Origin of the sequence: Bacillus sp. FSL K6-2865 (assembly GCF_040311405.1) — a bacterium.
Taxonomy (GTDB): Bacteria; Bacillota; Bacilli; order Bacillales; family Bacillaceae; genus Bacillus; species Bacillus velezensis.
Map to the genome: position 1 here is coordinate 3,110,001 of NZ_CP152036.1, position 16,295 is coordinate 3,126,295.

General features: G+C 46.1%; 13 protein-coding genes, 2 rRNA genes, 1 pseudogene and 1 riboswitch (1 of these 17 only partly in view). Of the genes and pseudogenes, 6 read left to right on the top strand and 10 right to left on the bottom strand.

The features are described from left to right. A 23S ribosomal RNA gene (locus NYE42_RS15395) occupies positions 1-850 on the bottom strand; it reaches 2,080 nt to the left of the window's first position. 233 nt (positions 851-1,083) lie between these two features. Continuing rightward, positions 1,084-2,633, bottom strand: a 16S ribosomal RNA gene (locus tag NYE42_RS15400). Together the 16S and 23S rRNA genes form the textbook arrangement of a ribosomal RNA operon. Positions 2,634-2,999: 366 nt before the next feature. Then, a riboswitch (TPP riboswitch) is annotated at positions 3,000-3,100 on the top strand. A gap of 100 nt (positions 3,101-3,200) precedes the next feature. Between NYE42_RS15400 and thiT the strand changes: the two genes are divergently transcribed. Then, positions 3,201-3,782, top strand: a complete 582-nt coding sequence (thiT, locus tag NYE42_RS15405; protein WP_007410163.1) for an energy-coupled thiamine transporter ThiT — start codon at positions 3,201-3,203, stop codon at positions 3,780-3,782. Positions 3,783-3,812: 30 nt separating this feature from the next. Here the strand turns inward: thiT and NYE42_RS15410 are convergent, their stop codons facing one another. Then, positions 3,813-5,342 (bottom strand): flotillin family protein, encoded by a 1,530-nt coding sequence (locus NYE42_RS15410; RefSeq protein WP_119027103.1) that lies wholly within the window; start codon positions 5,340-5,342, stop codon positions 3,813-3,815. A 19-nt stretch (positions 5,343-5,361) separates the two neighbouring features. Then, positions 5,362-5,892: an NfeD family protein gene (locus NYE42_RS15415; RefSeq protein ID WP_007410165.1), complete on the bottom strand. Its 531-nt coding sequence runs from the start codon at positions 5,890-5,892 to the stop codon at positions 5,362-5,364. A gap of 146 nt (positions 5,893-6,038) precedes the next feature. Between NYE42_RS15415 and NYE42_RS15420 the strand changes: the two genes are divergently transcribed. Beyond that, the gene (locus NYE42_RS15420; RefSeq protein WP_352426574.1) at positions 6,039-6,527 is read left to right on the top strand and encodes a DinB family protein; all 489 of its coding nucleotides are present in this window, start codon (positions 6,039-6,041) and stop codon (positions 6,525-6,527) included. Between the two features lies 1 nt (position 6,528). Here NYE42_RS15420 and NYE42_RS15425 read toward each other — a convergent pair whose 3' ends face one another. The 3 genes from NYE42_RS15425 to betB all read right to left on the bottom strand — a co-directional run bounded on the left by NYE42_RS15425 (position 6,529) and on the right by betB (position 9,880). Beyond that, positions 6,529-7,110 carry an MOSC domain-containing protein gene (locus tag NYE42_RS15425; RefSeq protein ID WP_003152182.1) on the bottom strand — a complete coding sequence of 194 codons (582 nt, stop codon included), beginning with the start codon at positions 7,108-7,110 and terminating at the stop codon, positions 6,529-6,531. 71 nt (positions 7,111-7,181) lie between these two features. Next, positions 7,182-8,390 (bottom strand): choline dehydrogenase, encoded by a 1,209-nt coding sequence (gbsB, locus tag NYE42_RS15430; RefSeq protein ID WP_003152181.1) that lies wholly within the window; start codon positions 8,388-8,390, stop codon positions 7,182-7,184. Between the two features lie 17 nt (positions 8,391-8,407). After that, a complete protein-coding gene (betB, locus tag NYE42_RS15435; RefSeq protein ID WP_144463953.1) occupies positions 8,408-9,880 on the bottom strand; it encodes a betaine-aldehyde dehydrogenase in 1,473 nt (490 codons plus the stop codon). Positions 9,881-10,080: 200 nt separating this feature from the next. Between betB and NYE42_RS15440 the strand changes: the two genes are divergently transcribed. The 3 genes from NYE42_RS15440 (at position 10,081) to NYE42_RS15450 (ending at position 12,165) form a co-directional block, all read left to right on the top strand. Then, positions 10,081-10,635, top strand: coding sequence for a GbsR/MarR family transcriptional regulator (locus tag NYE42_RS15440; RefSeq protein WP_032869843.1), 555 nt, complete (start codon positions 10,081-10,083; stop codon positions 10,633-10,635). A 158-nt stretch (positions 10,636-10,793) separates the two neighbouring features. Further along, positions 10,794-11,333, top strand: a complete 540-nt coding sequence (bslA, locus tag NYE42_RS15445; RefSeq protein WP_015240450.1) for a biofilm surface layer hydrophobin BslA — start codon at positions 10,794-10,796, stop codon at positions 11,331-11,333. A gap of 163 nt (positions 11,334-11,496) precedes the next feature. Then, positions 11,497-12,165: a TrkA family potassium uptake protein gene (locus NYE42_RS15450; protein WP_007613331.1), complete on the top strand. Its 669-nt coding sequence runs from the start codon at positions 11,497-11,499 to the stop codon at positions 12,163-12,165. Positions 12,166-12,198: 33 nt separating this feature from the next. On the opposite strand, the gene NYE42_RS15455 is transcribed toward NYE42_RS15450, so the two are convergent. Beyond that, positions 12,199-13,044, bottom strand: coding sequence for a glucosaminidase domain-containing protein (locus tag NYE42_RS15455; protein ID WP_014418724.1), 846 nt, complete (start codon positions 13,042-13,044; stop codon positions 12,199-12,201). Positions 13,045-13,185: 141 nt separating this feature from the next. Next, positions 13,186-14,361, bottom strand: a complete 1,176-nt coding sequence (gene hmpA, locus NYE42_RS15460; RefSeq protein ID WP_199022118.1) for an NO-inducible flavohemoprotein — start codon at positions 14,359-14,361, stop codon at positions 13,186-13,188. 219 nt (positions 14,362-14,580) lie between these two features. Here hmpA and NYE42_RS15465 point away from each other — a divergent pair. Beyond that, positions 14,581-15,096 (top strand): annotated as a pseudogene (locus tag NYE42_RS15465) (cupin domain-containing protein); the annotation flags it as partial. A gap of 186 nt (positions 15,097-15,282) precedes the next feature. Here the strand turns inward: NYE42_RS15465 and NYE42_RS15470 are convergent. Then, complete coding sequence (locus NYE42_RS15470; protein WP_144664220.1) at positions 15,283-15,603, bottom strand: hypothetical protein; 321 nt, start codon at positions 15,601-15,603, stop codon at positions 15,283-15,285. Between the last annotated feature and the right edge of the window lie 692 nt (positions 15,604-16,295).

Here is a 16,295-nt window from a genome sequence, read left to right on the forward strand (position 1 = left end):
TCTCCAGGTTCGATTGGCATTTCACCCCTACCCACACCTCATCCCCGCACTTTTCAACGTGCGTGGGTTCGGGCCTCCATTCAGTGTTACCTGAACTTCACCCTGGACATGGGTAGATCACCTGGTTTCGGGTCTACGACCACGTACTCAATTCGCCCTATTCAGACTCGCTTTCGCTGCGGCTCCGCATCTTCTGCTTAACCTTGCACGGGATCGTAACTCGCCGGTTCATTCTACAAAAGGCACGCCATCACCCGTTAACGGGCTCTGACTACTTGTAGGCACACGGTTTCAGGATCTCTTTCACTCCCCTTCCGGGGTGCTTTTCACCTTTCCCTCACGGTACTGGTTCACTATCGGTCACTAGGGAGTATTTAGCCTTGGGAGATGGTCCTCCCGGATTCCGACGGAATTTCACGTGTTCCGCCGTACTCAGGATCCACTCAGGAGAGAACGAAGTTTTGACTACAGGGCTGTTACCTCCTATGGCGGGCCTTTCCAGACCTCTTCATCTACCTCGTTCCTTTGTAACTCCGTACAGAGTGTCCTACAACCCCAAGAGGCAAGCCTCTTGGTTTGGGCTGGTCCCGTTTCGCTCGCCGCTACTCAGGGAATCGCATTTGCTTTCTCTTCCTCCGGGTACTTAGATGTTTCAGTTCCCCGGGTCTGCCTTCTCATATCCTATGTATTCAGATATGGATACCACTCCATTACGAGTGGTGGGTTTCCCCATTCGGAAATCTCCGGATCAAAGCTTGCTTACAGCTCCCCGAAGCATATCGGTGTTCGTCCCGTCCTTCATCGGCTCCTAGTGCCAAGGCATCCACCGTGCGCCCTTTCTAACTTAACCGTTAAAAAGAATCACTACGTGATATCTTGCATTACTAATTGAATGTGAATTACTTCTGTTATCTAGTTTTCAAAGAACAACGCATAGGACATGCTAACACATGCGTTGCCACAGGAAGTGGCGCATTTAGCAGGTGTTCCTATGTTTTGAAGGAATGATCCTTCAAAACTAAACAAGACAGGGAACGTTCTGTTTATAAGACCCAAGGTCTTATATTCCGTTAAAATCCTTAGAAAGGAGGTGATCCAGCCGCACCTTCCGATACGGCTACCTTGTTACGACTTCACCCCAATCATCTGTCCCACCTTCGGCGGCTGGCTCCATAAAGGTTACCTCACCGACTTCGGGTGTTACAAACTCTCGTGGTGTGACGGGCGGTGTGTACAAGGCCCGGGAACGTATTCACCGCGGCATGCTGATCCGCGATTACTAGCGATTCCAGCTTCACGCAGTCGAGTTGCAGACTGCGATCCGAACTGAGAACAGATTTGTGGGATTGGCTTAACCTCGCGGTTTCGCTGCCCTTTGTTCTGTCCATTGTAGCACGTGTGTAGCCCAGGTCATAAGGGGCATGATGATTTGACGTCATCCCCACCTTCCTCCGGTTTGTCACCGGCAGTCACCTTAGAGTGCCCAACTGAATGCTGGCAACTAAGATCAAGGGTTGCGCTCGTTGCGGGACTTAACCCAACATCTCACGACACGAGCTGACGACAACCATGCACCACCTGTCACTCTGCCCCCGAAGGGGACGTCCTATCTCTAGGATTGTCAGAGGATGTCAAGACCTGGTAAGGTTCTTCGCGTTGCTTCGAATTAAACCACATGCTCCACCGCTTGTGCGGGCCCCCGTCAATTCCTTTGAGTTTCAGTCTTGCGACCGTACTCCCCAGGCGGAGTGCTTAATGCGTTAGCTGCAGCACTAAGGGGCGGAAACCCCCTAACACTTAGCACTCATCGTTTACGGCGTGGACTACCAGGGTATCTAATCCTGTTCGCTCCCCACGCTTTCGCTCCTCAGCGTCAGTTACAGACCAGAGAGTCGCCTTCGCCACTGGTGTTCCTCCACATCTCTACGCATTTCACCGCTACACGTGGAATTCCACTCTCCTCTTCTGCACTCAAGTTCCCCAGTTTCCAATGACCCTCCCCGGTTGAGCCGGGGGCTTTCACATCAGACTTAAGAAACCGCCTGCGAGCCCTTTACGCCCAATAATTCCGGACAACGCTTGCCACCTACGTATTACCGCGGCTGCTGGCACGTAGTTAGCCGTGGCTTTCTGGTTAGGTACCGTCAAGGTGCCGCCCTATTTGAACGGCACTTGTTCTTCCCTAACAACAGAGCTTTACGATCCGAAAACCTTCATCACTCACGCGGCGTTGCTCCGTCAGACTTTCGTCCATTGCGGAAGATTCCCTACTGCTGCCTCCCGTAGGAGTCTGGGCCGTGTCTCAGTCCCAGTGTGGCCGATCACCCTCTCAGGTCGGCTACGCATCGTCGCCTTGGTGAGCCGTTACCTCACCAACTAGCTAATGCGCCGCGGGTCCATCTGTAAGTGGTAGCCGAAGCCACCTTTTATGTCTGAACCATGCGGTTCAGACAACCATCCGGTATTAGCCCCGGTTTCCCGGAGTTATCCCAGTCTTACAGGCAGGTTACCCACGTGTTACTCACCCGTCCGCCGCTAACATCAGGGAGCAAGCTCCCATCTGTCCGCTCGACTTGCATGTATTAGGCACGCCGCCAGCGTTCGTCCTGAGCCAGGATCAAACTCTCCGATAAAGTAGTTTGACTGACTACGCACATCACTGTGCGATTTATTTAAAACTTTGAATTAACAGGTACGTTTTGTCTTGTTTAGTTTTCAAAGATCATTACCGCTTGTTGAAGCAGCTTTATTATCTTACCACTCAGCTTCTTTTATGTCAACAACTTTTTTCAAGTTGTTTCCGAAGCTTTTCGTTGTTGTCTGCTGTTCATCAGCGACGTTTAATAATATAACACCCTTTTGAAAATATGACAATAGTTTTTTTAAAAAAATCATTAATTATTTTCTTTCATACTTATTTCAGTTTCTCTTCTATAGAAAGATAAGCTGTCTTGTGGTTTGGCATATTTTCTTGTATAGTAAGATTGAACTAAATACTTGATGACCACAAGGGGAGCATTAAAGCTGAGAGTGAACGTTTTGTTCTGACCCTTTGAACCTGTTAGTTAACGCTGGCGTAGGGATGTGGCAAAGCCAAATGATTTGCAGTTTATGTAAGCAGCGCGCGGACCTTTTCCCATCCTTCCCCGCGCTGCTTTTTTGTTTATCCTTGTTACGGTTGTCTGACCAGGGGGAAAACTATGAATCATTCAACACAGCTTGTGCGCTTAATTGAAATAGCGATTATGACCGGGGCGGCTGTCATTCTGGACATTGTCTCAGGTATGTTTCTCCGGATGCCCCAAGGCGGTTCGGTCTCTATTATGATGATTCCGATTTTTTTGATTTCATTCCGCTGGGGAGTGAAAGCCGGGCTTACGACAGGCTTTTTGACAGGGATTGTCCAGATCGCCATCGGCAATTTGTTTTTGCAGCACCCGGTGCAGCTATTTCTTGATTACATCGCGGCATTTGCAGTCCTCGGTTTCAGCGGCTTGTTTGCTTCCGGTGTACGGGAATCGGCATTGAATAAAAAAAGAGGCGCTTTAACGATGTATGTTATAGGCGGTGTTTTCATCGGCAGTGTGTTGCGCTATGCGGCACATGTGGTCTCCGGAGCGGTCTTTTTCGGAAGCTATGCTCCGAAAGGCACGCCGGTATGGATTTATTCGTCCGTCTATAACGCGACTTATATGATTCCTTCTTTTATCCTTTCGGCCATTGTCCTTATCTTATTATTCATGACTGCGCCGCGGCTTCTTGAAGCTAAGCGGACGAACTGAAACAGCAGGCGGTTTACGCCTGCTGTTTTTTTATTCCGGGCTGTGCCGTTCGTTCGAATCACTCAGTTCTTTTGTAAGTTCATTTATACTTTGTTTTATGTTGCCTTTGCCTGAAAAATTCTCAATAAGCTCTTTTACATTGATTCCGGAAGATGCTTTTAAGCTTTCCTGAAGACCGGCCATTAAATTGGTTGCGTAGCCTGTGACTTTATTGGCCCCGCCGTTTTCACCGCTTCCTCCCGTATCAACGACGGTTATTTTATCAATGTTGGAAAGAGGCGCTGAGACTTGCTTCGCATATTCAGGCAGCATTTTCACAATCATATCAAGGATTGCAGCCTGCCCGTATTTTTCGAATGCTTCGGCGATTTTTTCTTTAGCTTCCGCTTCTGCGAGACCTTTCAGGCGGATGACTTCCGCTTCGGTTTCTCCTCTCGCCTTTTCAGCCTCCGCTTTAGCAAGACCGTCAATTCTCACGCGTTCCGCTTCCGCCTTGGCCATCGCTTCGATACTGTACTGCTCGGCATCCGCTTCCGCGAGCTGCTTCGCTTTTGCGGCTTCGGCCGCTTGTTCCACCGAGTAACGGTCGGCATCGGCTTTTTTCTTCACTTCAGAGTCATATTGGCGCTCACGGCGCAGAATTTCTTTTTCCTCCAATTCAATCTGCTTTTGCCGCTCAATAATTTTAATTTGCATTTCCTGCTCTGTCACCTGCTGGCGGGCTTTTGCTGTTTCAAGATCATATGCCTGGTCGGCATTGGCTTTTGCTGTATCCTGCTCTCTTCTGTATTCCGCCATTTTCAGCTGATTGATTTTTTCCGCTTCAGCTATTTCCGTCGCCCGCTCCAGCTCTGATTTTTTTGCGTCTTTATCAGCGGCCGCGCGTTTAATCCTCGTCTCTTTATCCGCTTCTGCCGTGGCAATGTCCGCATCCCGCTTGACTTGGGCAATTCTCGGCTTACCTAATGATTCAAGATAGCCGTTTTTATCGCGGACGTCTTTAATCGTAAAAGAAACGATCACGAGCCCCATTTTAGCAAGATCCTGAGACGCGACCCGCTGGACTTCCTGAGAAAACTTTTCCCTGTTTTTATAAATCTCTTCAACGGTCATAGAGCCGAGGATGGAGCGCAGATGGCCTTCCAGCACCTCCCGCGCCTCCTGCTCACGGTCTTCCTTAGATTTCCCCAAAAATTGTTCAGCTGCTGTTGCGATTTCACCGATGGAGCCTCCGATTTTAATAATGGCGGTTCCGTCGGCCATTACCGGCACGCCTTGTTCTGTATAGACTTCAGGTGTAGAGACATCAAGTTTGCTTGACAGTAAACTGAGAGGTTCTGCCTGCTGGAATACCGGGAGCACGAACGTTCCCCCGCCCCGGACGATTTTTAAACGATTTCCGCCTTCATCAATGTGGACGTTCTTATTTCCCAAATAACTTCCGGTCACGATAAGGGCTTCGTCCGGCCCCGCCGTCCGGTACTTCGTAATAAATACAGCAATAAGTGCGATGAGTAAAAAGAATACGATTCCGATGACGATGATAATCGGCATAGTCATAACAGTTCCCCCTTAGATATCAGATTGGTTCATGCGGCGTCACAAAAAGCACTCCGTCTTTTACGTCAATCACTAATACGGCCGTTCCGTACTTGATCTGTTCTTGATCAAAGCTGACGGCTGATTTAGAAATGGCGCCCCCTATTCCCTCTATGATCACTTCTCCATAGCCGTCTTTCGGGACGGAAGTAATGACCCTGCCGACTCTGCCCTTTAAATCCGTCTCTCGATAAGCGAGCGATTCTTCCGCTGATGAAAGCGGGACAAGGACGAAGAAGTGAAGCAGGCTGACCAAAAGAACCGAAAGAACAAATGAAAGCAACGCAATGACAGAACTTGATAGCGGAGCGGCGATTTCGCCGATATAACCTGAGGCTGAAAAGATTGTTAAAAAAGACAGAATCAATGCAGGGTTTAAAAATGAAACAGGAATGGCTTCCGAGAGGCCGTGAAACACATCTTGAAAAAACAGAATCAAAAGCGTGAGACTTCCCGAAATAATCAATGTGTAAAGATAGACCGTTTCAAGCGGCAGATGAAATATGTCCATCTTCTATCCTCCTTTCGGCCGAGGTGTCGGAGTGTTACTTTATATACGGATGTAAAGGTGAATGGTTTCAATTTTCTGATAAGGAAGGCTGATTACATGATTATCCAATCCGGATATGATATGTTTACTCTAAAGGAGGAGATAGGATGAGCATTTTTAATGAAGCCAGACAGCAGATCTGGGAAGAACTGAAAGGACTCTCTGATGAGGAATTCAACCGAAAGCCCGCGGCTGATGAATGGAGCGTGCGGGAAGTCCTTGACCATTTAAAGAAAATTGACGAAACAGCGCAGACCCTTTTATCAAAGCAGGCAAAAGACGCACCGTTAAAAGAAATAGAAGAAAAACCGATGGAGTTTATAGAGGACAGAACAACTAAACGGCCGGCGCCGTCACACCTCGAACCTGAGCAAAACCGATTATCAGTCATTGAAGCAAAACAGGAATTAGATACGGCAAGACAGCAGCTGACCGCAGTTATTTCATCATTAAACGAGGAAGACTTTGAACGTGTGCTTCCCCATCCTGTTTTTCAAGAACTGACGATCCGCCAGTGGATTGATTTTATCGGCCATCATGAAAAGCGTCACATTAATCAAATAAAAGAAATCAAACAAAAAATCGAAAAGGTCTGAGTCAGACCTTCTCGATTTTTTTCTTGGCGCGTTTCGGTTCATAAGAATGGATGGTGACCGCATCGCCCGTGCATATGTCACCCGGGCGTTCAACAATACAGACAATTCCTCTTCTGCCCATCGCGTGCCTCACAAACGCCGCGGCGAGTTTTGGCTGATCCGGATAAAAGGATTGAATGACTTCTCCCGGCTGAATGCACGGATCATTTTCTCCCTCGCACAACAGAGACGCACCGCTCGGAAATATCATTCTGCTTCCTTCCTTAAGCGGCGTCAGTGCAGAAAAACCGCTGATTGCGATATTAGCGCCGAGCCATTCGGGAAAGATATGAGAAATCCCCATCTTCTCCGCAATGTCATCACATTCCTCCATGGACACGATTGAAATCTGTCTCCGGTTAAAAATTTCTGTTCCTCTTTCATACATCGGCTCACGCGCGCCGGCCTTTTTTGTCAGTCCGAAATGCAGGTCACCGGGAAACCCGCCGTATTCCGCACGAAGCTTGTCCATCTTTTTGGTAACAAATTGTTCGGTATCCGCTATATATACGCCTTCCGTCTTTGCTGTTATGCGTTTCCACATCAGCCGCCACCGCCTTTTTCTTGACATTATCCTTAAAAAACCCCGCTCTGTAAAGGAGCGGGGTTCATTTATTATACCGTTTTCGGCGTTAAGTCAAAGCAGCGTTTGTAAATCCAGTTGTATGCTTTCTCATTCAAATCTCTTGGATTTCCGAAAGTTTGCGGATCTTTCATGGCTTCTTTTGATAAACGTTCAATCATGTCCGGAGACACACCTTGTTCTTCTAAACTCGGCACCTCTAAATCTTTTACAAGATCATACATCCAGTTGACGGACGCTTTTGCCGCTTCTTCGGTTGTCATGTTGCTTGTATCGATTCCGAATGCTTTGGCGATGCGGGCGAATTTTTCCGGATAGCCTTTCCAGTTGTATTCCATTACCGGCCCCATCATAGCTGCGACGCATTGTCCGTGAGCGACAGGGATGATGCCGCCGAGCGTCTGGCTCATCGCATGCGCCGCGCCTGCTGATTCACTGCCGTATGAAAGGCCGGCAAGCATCGCCGCCTGCGCCATGCCGTATCTTGCTTCCAAATCCTCTCCGTCCGCAAACGCGCGCTTAATATAATGCGCCGCATATTCAATGGCCATTAAAGCGACGGCATCAGTGATCGGCTGCGCGAATTTCATCGTATAGCACTCGATGGCGTGCGCAAGTGCGTCAATACCTGTCATGGCCGTCACATGCGGAGGCATGGACGTGTGCAGCTCAGGGTCAATGACCGTTAAATGCGCGGCGATAAGCGGTCCGCCCGTATTGAATTTAAATTCTCTTTCCTCATCTGTAATGACCGCCCATTGTGTGACCTCTGAACCTGTTCCCGCAGTCGTCGGGATCGTTGTCAGCGGAGGAATACGGTTTTCCAGCGGCTTTTTGCCTTCCGCGGCTTCATAATCAAGCACGCTTCCTTCGTGTGTCGCTTCTACCCCGATCGCTTTCGCTGTATCCATGGAGCTTCCGCCGCCGACAGCCACAAGGCCGTTGCAGTTTTCTTTTTTATACAGTTCTGATCCTTCGTTTACAAGACGTACAGGCGGGTTCGGCTCCACTTTGTTAAACAGGACGACTTCGATGCCCGCTTCCTGTAAAGATTCAATGACCGGGTTTGCCACTCCCGCGTTATAAATTCCCGGGTCTGTTACGAGCAGCGCTTTTGTGACGCCAAGCGCTCTGACTTCACTTCCCGCGTGCTGAATCGCACCGATTCCGTGTTTAATGACTGTCGGGATTTCGAATGTATGGAATTTATGCATGCTTTCTACTTTCATATTTAATGTCATATTGTATTTCCTCCTCGTTATGCTTGAAACCAGTTCACAGCCGCTGGTTTCGTGTTGCGGTAAATATGTTTGATTTCCGTGTATTCTTCCAGACCGATTTTGCCGAGTTCGCGGCCGAAGCCCGATTGTTTGTACCCGCCCCATGGCGCTTGCGCGAAATACGGGTGGAAATCATTGATCCATACCGTTCCCATCCGCAGTTTGGCGGCTACGCGTTCGCATTTTTCAATATCCTTTGACCATACCGCTCCGGCCAGCCCGTAAATGGTATCGTTGGCAAGTCTGATCACTTCTTCTTCAGATGAAAATGACTCAACTGTTAAAACGGGGCCGAAAATCTCCTCTTGGACTATCCGCATACCAGACTTGCAGTGTGAGAAAATAGTAGGTTCATAGAAGAAACCGTTTTGAAGGGCGGGATCATCAGGACGTTTGCCGCCTGTTTCCAGTTTTGCCCCTTCTTCGATACCGATTTCTACGTATTTTTCGACTTTGGCCCGATGCTCGGCGGAAATCAGCGGACCGCTTTCCGTATCTTCATGAAAACCATTTCCTAATTTGATGCGTTTCGTGCGCTTGATCAGCTCGGCTAAAAATTCATCATGAATGGCTTCGTCCACCAAAAGACGTGACCCTGCCGAACAAACTTGGCCGGCATGGAAAAACACGGCGTTCAGCGCTTGATCTGCAGCTGTTTCGAGATCTGCATCTTGAAATACGATATTCGGATTTTTGCCGCCAAGCTCCAGGGCAATCTTTTTCACATTGCCGCTTGCCGCCTGCATGATTTTTTTGCCTGTTTCAATTCCGCCCGTAAAAGAGACCAAATCGACGTCGAGGTTTCTCGCCAGCTCATCGCCGACAGAGGCGCCCGGGCCCAGCACAAGATTGGCGACCCCTTTCGGAATACCGGCTTCTTCTATTAATTGAAAGACTTTAATGGTTGTCAGCGGAGTAATCTCGCTCGGCTTTAAAACGATCGTGTTTCCGGCCGCAAGAGCGGGAGCGATTTTCCAGCTCGCCTGAAGGAGCGGATAGTTCCACGGCGTAATTTGTCCGCATACGCCAATTGGCTCTCTGACGATTTTACTTACGGAATCGGGAATCGGAGATGAAATGACCTCGCCTCCGTCTTTATCCGCCAAACCGGCATAATATTGAAATACATTTGCGATATCATCCATATCGGCTTTACTTTCTTCAATCGTTTTTCCTGTATCGAGCGATTCCAGCTCAGCTAATTCGTTCAGATCGCGTCTGATTAATTCCGCAATTTTCAGAACAAATTGTCCGCGCTCGAGCCCGGAAAGCACCGGCCACTCCCCTTCATCAAATGCTTTTCTGGCTGCGGCGATGGCTTTCACCGCATCGTTCCGGTCTCCTTCGCATACCGTTGCAATTTCTTCTTGATTAAATGGATTAATGATACGGCGGGTCTGTTTTTTTTCTGCACTGATCCATTCGCCGCCGATATAAAGCGTTTTGCTCATAAGAGTCCTCCTTACCGAAAAGTAAGTTTGTTAAATAAAAATTTAATGTTTTTAACAATATTAATTTAACATATGTTTTTTTGCCTGTCAAAACCCGGTCAGTCCGTTTAGATTTTGACATTTTGTCATGATTCGTTAAGATTAAGAACATAAAGAAATGACTTAACAAATTTAAACTTCAAGAGGAAAAGAGGGACAGTATGGATGAGAATCCAGAATTCGCAGCTATAGAACAAGCTAGGGATCTTGTCATTGATTCCATTGCAGAGACGATGGATCTTTACGGAATCACTCGAAGTGTCGGGATTTTATACGGAACAATGTATATGAGGGATGAAATGACGCTTGACGAAATGCGTGAGGAACTGCAGATGAGCAAACCGAGTATGAGCACAGGCGTAAAAAAGCTGCAGGATTTAAATGTGGTCAAAAAAACCTTTCACCGCGGCACACGGAAGCATACGTTTGTAGCGGAAAAAGATTTCTTTACGTTTTTCACGAATTTCTTCCCGCCGAAATGGGATCGTGAAGTTCAGGTGAATTTGTCCGCCATCGAACAGGCCCAGGCGGATTTGCAGTCCGTTTTGCTGGCCGAGGAAGGCAACACGGAATTACAGGAAGAAGCGCGGCAGTTATATGATCAGCTTGAAAGTTCGAAAGCTTATTATCATTGGCTGAAGCGTCTCGCTGACTCGGTTCAGAGCGGGGAAATTTTTAAATTTATTCCGATAGAAACGGACGAAAAAAACGCCTGAATCAAAATCAGGCGTTTTTTGTCGTGATTTGATTATTTTTGAGAAAATATAGGAACATAACCCCATTTACTTCCATTAAAATTGATGGTAAATTTTTATAGGTATGGTCGTTCTTTTTTAAGAACAATCAACAAATTTTTTTAGGGGGATTTATGAAAATGAAACAGAAATTTTTCTCAACTGTCATGGCAAGTTTATTCGGCCTGGTTTTGCTTCTTTCTCTGCCGACAGCGTCATTCGCCGCTGAGTCAGGCTCAACCGTTCACGAACCGGAAATGTCCACGAAAGCGACTGCTACCTTATTTGCAAAATATACAGGTGCCAGCCAGCAGGAATGGTCATTTTCTGATATCGAATTGACGTACCGTCCGAACACGATCCTGAGCTTAGGCGTTATGGAATTTACCCTTCCTAGCGGATTTGCGGCTACAACAAAAGATACAGTCAACGGACACGCTTTGCGTGAAAGACAGATTCTGAATAACGGCAAAACAGTCAGACTTCCGTTAAACATTGATTTGCTCGGCGCAGCGGAATTCAAGCTTTCTCTTAATAATAAAACATTGCCTGCTGCAGGTACATATAAGTTCCGTGCAGAAAATAAATCATTAAGCATCGGCTCTAAATTCTATGCTGAGGACACAATTGTTGTTCAAAAACGCAGCACACCGCCGACACAGCCTTGCAACTGCAAATAATTGCGAAAAACGGACCGGCACAAGCCCATCGCTTGTCAGCCGGTCTTTTTTCGTGCTGTTTTCTTTCTTCCAGCCCTCGCATTGACAAACCCTTGAAACAGGAGTACATTCTTGTTTGTTGTATTTGGAGTGACGAAAACAGTTTCTTAAGGAGTTATGAGGATTGGGAAAAATCAAAAATAAACAATTTGCCGTCATCGGACTCGGACGTTTCGGCGGAAGCATCTGTAAAGAGCTTTTTAAAATGGGGCATGAGGTGCTTGCGGTCGATATCAGCGAAGAGCGGGTCAACGCATACTCCTCTTATGCCACGCATGCTGTGCGGGCAAATTCAACGGAAGAAAGCGAGCTTCAGTCGCTCGGCATCAGAAATTTTGAATATGTCATCGTAGCAATCGGCGCCAACATTCAGGCAAGCACGCTGACGACGCTGTTATTGAAGGAGCTGAACATCCCTAATATTTGGGTGAAAGCGCAAAACTATTATCATCACAAAGTGCTTGAAAAGATCGGTGCTGATCGTATTATCCATCCCGAAAAGGATATGGGCGTGCGGATTGCGCAAAGCCTCTCGGATGAAAACGTCTTAAATTATATTGATTTGTCAGATGAATACAGCATCGTGGAGCTTTCAGCCACGAAAAAGCTGCATTTAAAATCCATTCTTGATCTTGGCGTCCGGGCCAGATTCGGCTGCACCATTCTCGCCCTGAAACATAACGGAGACATTCAGCTGTCCCCTTCTCCGGAGACTGTCATTCATGAATGTGACTGCCTTGTGCTGATGGGGCATAAACGTGATATTAAAAGGTTTGAAACTGAAGGAATGTAAAAAAGCCGGCGGGCTGCCGGCTTTTTTTGATGCTTATGTTTCTTCACTTAACTGGACGGCGGTTTGGTCAACCCAGCCGATCAGCTCATCTTTCACTTGAATTTGGTACCAGACGGATTCTCCGTTTTGTTTTTCAGATACGACTTTAATATGCTGGCCGGTAAACTTTTGCGCCGATGCCAGTTTAATAGAATGCCGCTCTTTTGACGGCTTGGACCACACGTCTTCAATGGCGTGGTCTTTGATGGCGCCTTTCATATCAACTGCTTTAAGAGAGGCATTGATTTTGTCATATTCATTCAGGTTATAGGTTTCTATGACATCTTTAATTTTTTCAGCATAGCCGGGGTCTGTGGCGTAGCCGGATTTTTGAAGGGCAGCCGCCGCTGTTTTATAATTGTCCGCTTCAATGACAGGCTTATACTTCTTTTTATTCCAAGACGTTCCGTTGACAAATAATTTGGCATGGTCATCCATTGATTCAAAAAACGTGCTGTATTTACGGAATTTTGCCCGAATCGTTTTTCGTTTTCCTTTTTCAAATTCATCCGTTTTCATCGTGACGTGTTTTCCTTTATAATCACCTTTTACACCGAACAGGTTGCGCGCTTTCCCCGCAAGCTCACTGTTCCCCCAGTCCGATTCGAGAATGGCCTGTGCGAGGGTGATGCTCGGAAGGACATGATATTTCTCATATAAAATTTGAGCATGCCCCGAAAGGCTGTCAATAAAGACCTGCTGCTCGTCCACCTCTTCAGGCGGTTTTTCTTCCGTCACTATGAATTTCGAAAACACCATTGATACCAGAAATAATCCGAATATAAGAGATACAGCAAAAAGGCACCCAAGCACCCTTTTAGTCTTTGCTTTCTTTTTCATATCAACCTTCCTTTAATTCCGGAATCACTAGATTTATAATTTTACTGGTCATTGATGAAAATTTCAATAAAATAGGGAAAAAGACGGAGAAAGAACACATTGTGCAAATAAAAAAGACTCCTCTTTGAGGAGTCTTTTTGGTTATGCCATGCTCAGCTGAGGGCCGAACAATTCATATTGAACGGAATCAGTGTCAAACCCGAGTGCAAGAATCATATCTTTCATTTGCGTCATAAACTGCGCTGATCCGCACAAGTAAAATTCAGCATCTTGATTCAGATGAAGCTGCTCCAAGAAGGTTTGATCAATCCTGCCGCTGTAAAAAGGCTTGTCTCCTGAGCGGTCTTGTTCTGCCGGTTCACTGTATACATAAATGACGTTAATATTCGGATGATTCTCCGCAGCTTGTTCAGCCTCTTTGCGGAACGCGGCGTACTCTCCGTTTTTCGCGGCATGAATAAAAGTAACGGCACGCTCCGGCTGTTTTTCGGCGGCTGTTTTCAGCATGCTCATCATCGGCGTGATTCCGGAGCCGGCACTGATAAGAACAACCGGTTTTTCGGAAGAAGACAGCTTGAAATCCCCAGCGGGTGCGCTGACTTCAAGTTTATCTCCCTCTTGAACTTCATTGTGGAGATGAGAAGAAACCGCTCCGTCCTTTTTCACAGAAATCCGATATGCCCCTTTTTGAGAAGCATCAGACAGGCTGTACTGGCGAATGTGCGTATAAGGAGAATCCGCAATCCGCACTTTAATGCTGATATATTGTCCCGCTTCAAATCCAGGAAGCGAAGAGCCGTCACTCGGTTTGATATAAAATGATGTGATATCTTTGCTTTCTTTCGTTTTCTGTATAACCGTAAATTCTTTATACCCCTGCCATCCGGCTTCATTGTACATGTCTTTTTCAATGCCGATGAAAGCCTCCGCAATAACACCGTAGGCTTTTTCCCATGCCTGCATAATCTCAGGAGTTGCGGCATCCTGCAGCACATCCTTAATTGCCAGAAGCAGATACTTTCCGACAATCGGATAATGTTCCGGTTTTACACCGATGCTTGTGTGTTTATGGCCGATCTGTCTGACCGCCGGAATGATTTGTTCTAATTGATCAATATTCGCCGCAGCCGCAATGACTGCATTTGCCAATGCTGCGCGCTGAGTCTGTTTCTTTTGGTTCGTTTGGTTAAACATATTTAACAGTTCGGGATGATCTTGAAACATCAGGTTATAAAAGCGTCCGGTGATGTTTTCTCCATGTGTTTTCAATACGGGTACTGTGCTTTTGATGATGTCTATTGTTCTCTCATCCAGCATGTTAATCCTCAACCCTTCTAAAGATTCATTTTCAATATATCTTTATAGTAAGAGATATTTCGAATAAAAGATATATTGAAAATGAATCTTTAAAAAAGTCGTCACAATATTGTGTTGGATTTGGAATTTATGGATTTCACCTCCTTTTTTTTATCACCCGGTGAAACAGGGACACATATATTTGGGAATATACGTTTAAAGATGAAAGCGGGGGAGTGCATGGTTTCCGATATCGATTACACGTCTCCGAATACACAATTCACTTATGATGTGAATGAGAGCCGTTTTTTTACGAAAGATGCTCGGAACTTTATCAATGTATTGGGGATTAAACAGTTAAACACGCTTGAAAATATTTCATTATTAGATATCTTTCTGAGCAAAACAAATGTGATTGAACCGCATACCCATCAAAACGCCGCTGAATTGGTGTACTGTATTTCGGGTTCCGCGGTGGTGTCGATGCTGAATCCGTTCACCCAGAAAATACGGAATTATCCGATCTCTTCAGGACAAGTGGCGAATGTTCCGCAGGGGTGGTGGCATTATGAAGTCGCCACTTCAGACAAAACCCACCTTTTGGCCATATTTGACGCCCCTTCGCCTGAAGTGATATACGGCTCGGATATTCTCCGTCTGACGCCGCCTGAGATCATGGCGCATACGTACTGTCTGAATGAGCATGAGTGGGAAAAAGCCGTTTCACCGATCCGGCAATCAACTGTGATAGGCCCCGATAAATACTGCGGACAGACTGAAAACACGGGGATTCATGATATGAATACGCCTTATCAGCCAAATACGCATTATCCGAATGATCCGTATCGGCATTATGATACGCCGTTATATTGGGGATATTAAACGGAGAGCCAGAGCGGCATTGACAGAAAGAGCCCCTCATTGAAGAGGGGCTCTTGATCATTACGGTCCGGTTCCGCAGCTTACTTTGTACTCGCCTTCGGACGATTTTTTTGAATAACATACGTGCGGCGTCTGTCCGGTATCATCTTTCCAATTGAACCAATTTACATAATAAAGGTTCCCGGCCTCTCCGCCGCCTTCTTCTTTTCGAAGAATCGCAAAGTAGCTTTGATACGGATATCCTTTTTTATAAATGTCATGCCTGATGGCTCCTTTTTCTGAAGCAGACGTGAAGACGACGGGAGAAAGAGCCGGGAGCGCTGTCAAAAAAAGCGTCAGTGCAGCTGACAGAGATAATATAAGATAGATTTTCTTTTTCATTTTTCTCTCTTTCCTTTATTTTGAGTTGTTAGAAATGAAGCAGAACATAGAGGCTGCGCAGAAGATGAATAAACAAAAAACCCTTATTTATAGAATAAGGGTTTAAAGGTATGGAGCCAAGGGGGTCGAACCCCTGACCTCTACGCTGCCAGTCTGGAGATGAGTTCCTGATACGAACAGACGTTTTATTTCAAACCCTAATCTTTTATTTGGCTAAAAATGAATAAGTTGGTCCCCAAATTGGATAATAAATTAAAGGTTAATTTTCCACTAGACCTGCCATCAAAACGCCCATCACAATCAATAATAATAGTAAAAGTAAACAAAGTGCTAGGATAACAAAAGAAATGTTCTTTGCAATTCCTTTAGGCGATTTGATTGCTAGAATACTCCCCACGACAATTCCTAGGATTCCAAGCGCCCAATGAATATGAGGCAGAAAGCACAATGCGAATAAAAGGATGATAAGCGACACTATTCCAAAATACTTTCTCATTTCTCTCCTTTCTATTTTCCCTCCATTAAATTTGAAAATTGAGCTTATCAATTCTTATATATTCTTAAGATCTAAAAATATAGAGTGCCATATTTTTTTAATATTAGCATAGATTTATCGTTCGAGCTTTAAGACGACGAATACATACGCGAGGTTATCTGCGCAGTTCATAAGGGGGATACATGGCTTATTATAT